Genomic DNA, 2,090 nt, shown 5'->3' on the forward strand with positions numbered 1-2,090 from the left:
TAGCTCAGCATCCCTATAAAACTCAAATCTTGGACTTCCATTCCTGCAAAACCCAATGGGCAACTCGTTCACTCTATTTTGAGGGACAGAAGCGAAATCAATTCTGTATCCTACACTACCGTTTGAATTTGGAATTGCTGAAGTATTACTTGAAAAATTCTTTACCTGAGCTTGCGGCCACCGGCGGTGAGCTATTCCCCACCATGAGATAATAGACGGTGCTTTATGTCTCCAGTAATTTTCGATGACTGCTGTTTCCGAGTGTTTTCGTTCTCTCCGTTCCCAGGGGAATTGTGCCTTAATTCCCTTTATTACTGCCGGTGATCCCGATTTATCTACCACTGCCCAAGCTTTACGCATTTTAGACCGGGCAGGGGCCGATCTGATCGAGTTGGGGGTTCCCTATTCCGATCCTCTTGCGGATGGTCCGGTTATTCAAGCGGCAGCCACCCGCGCTTTAAATCGGGGTGTCAAGTTGGAAGATGTGCTAGAAATCGTCAAAAATGCCCGGGGAGAGGTGAAAGCTCCGATTATTCTCTTTACTTACTATAATCCCATCTATCATCGCGGGATAGATGTCTTTTTAGACCAAATTAAAGCAGCCGGGGTGAGTGGTTTGGTGGTTCCCGATTTACCCCTAGAGGAAGCGGCAAGTCTGCTGCAACCGGCTGCCGCTAAGGGAATTGAAGTGATTTTATTGGTAGCACCTACCAGTCCCCCGGAACGAATACAAGCGATCGCCCTGCAATCCCAAGGTTTTATTTATTTGGTTAGTGTCACGGGAGTGACGGGAATGCGGAACCAAGTAGCCACCAGAGTGGAGGAATTGCTCGATTCTATCCGTTCTGTCACCGATAAACCCGTGGGGGTAGGATTTGGCATTTCTGACCCGACACAGGCGCTACAGGTGAAAAAATGGGGTGCTGATGCGGTAATTGTCGGCAGTGCCATGGTTAAACGTCTGGCCGATAATTCCCCCAGCGATGGGTTAAAATCCCTCGAAGAATTCTGCCGCAGTTTAAAACAGGCGATTCAGTGAGGGATGAGGGGTTAGCAGCGACGGATTAGATCGAGCGTTCATGTCTTCTCGTTCTGAATTCGTTCAATTTCATCCAGTGCTTTTTTTGCGCGGAATACAGCCCGGAGATAGGCAATCTGGCTCTCCCACGCCGATCGGGGTAGGATGGGGGGGATAGGGTTCGGGTTCTCGTTCATCGAAAAAATGGGTCTGAAACCCCGCCCTTTAGCGATAGCGGAGGGCGGCTTTATACAAGTTAGTGAGAAACAATTAAACCGTTAGAACGACGAATTAACTGAATCTTGCTAACAGCTATTTGTCCCAATCGTTTCCAACTGGTATCGCTTACAGATAGCTGTTTTTCGGTATCTCCACTAACATAACCAATTCCTTTGGGAGAAGAAACTAAATCTCCTTTACGGAACCCATGTCTTGTGGTAGAGCCACCATATTTACGTCGTTTACCACCCTTAGAAAAAACCATCAGGTGAAGTTGACGACGACTAATAGGAGGACGTTTGATGACAGCAAAGGGAGCGTTTGTTACTTTAACATAACCCTTCCAATCATATCCATGTCCATTAGAAGTATGGAATGGCAAATAATCTAAAAATTGAAAACAGGCAAGAGCAATTCCATCGTTAGCATGACTTTCGGGTGATTGTTCTGCTTTATTTTTAGACTTTTCTAGTCGCAAATGTTTTCTGAGATTAGAGGTTTGCCAACCAAAGCGAGTATGGACTGTTGCCAATTGAGACAGTTGCTCAATTGCCCATTTCTGTCCAACCATAACCGGCGAGAAACCTTTTCCAGACTTAGCCCCTTTTCTACCAGAAGTTAAATCAACATCGGCTTTGATGTACTCAAAGTAAATATCGGTAATTGGATAGATTTTGGTTAGTTCGGAAACGACTCGAAGTTCAAGTTGACGATTAGCTCTGATTGAGGGAGCTAATTTTCCTGTTCTTCTATTTGAAAATCGTTTTTGTCGATGCGCTCTTAGATTAAAAGGAAGTTGGCGGTTAATCCGTCTTCCTCTACGTCCTCTTCGCATTAAGCAGCGATTGTCCAG

3 protein-coding genes are annotated in these 2,090 nt (G+C 45.7%); 2 read left to right on the forward strand and 1 reads right to left on the reverse strand.

The features are described from left to right. A partial coding sequence (locus tag O9332_RS08005; RefSeq protein WP_288024787.1) for a hypothetical protein occupies positions 1-212 on the forward strand: 212 nt, incomplete at its 5' end. A gap of 32 nt (positions 213-244) precedes the next feature. Next, entirely contained in the window at positions 245-1,039 is a 795-nt protein-coding gene (gene trpA / locus O9332_RS08010; RefSeq protein WP_288024789.1) for a tryptophan synthase subunit alpha, read from the forward strand. A 235-nt stretch (positions 1,040-1,274) separates the two neighbouring features. Here trpA and O9332_RS08015 read toward each other — a convergent pair. Then, positions 1,275-2,090, reverse strand: an 816-nt coding sequence (locus tag O9332_RS08015) for an RRXRR domain-containing protein (RefSeq protein ID WP_288024792.1), incomplete at its 5' end; no start/stop codon positions are given.

The sequence above is a fragment of the Microcystis sp. LE19-10.1B genome (assembly GCF_027530565.1).
Classification (GTDB): domain Bacteria; phylum Cyanobacteriota; class Cyanobacteriia; order Cyanobacteriales; family Microcystaceae; genus Microcystis; species Microcystis aeruginosa.

Bases quoted from the DNA above. Each gene is read 5' to 3' on its own strand.
- trpA (WP_288024789.1), top strand. From the start codon at position 245: ATGACTGCTGTTTCCGAGTGTTTTCGTTCTCTCCGTTCCCAGGGGAAT.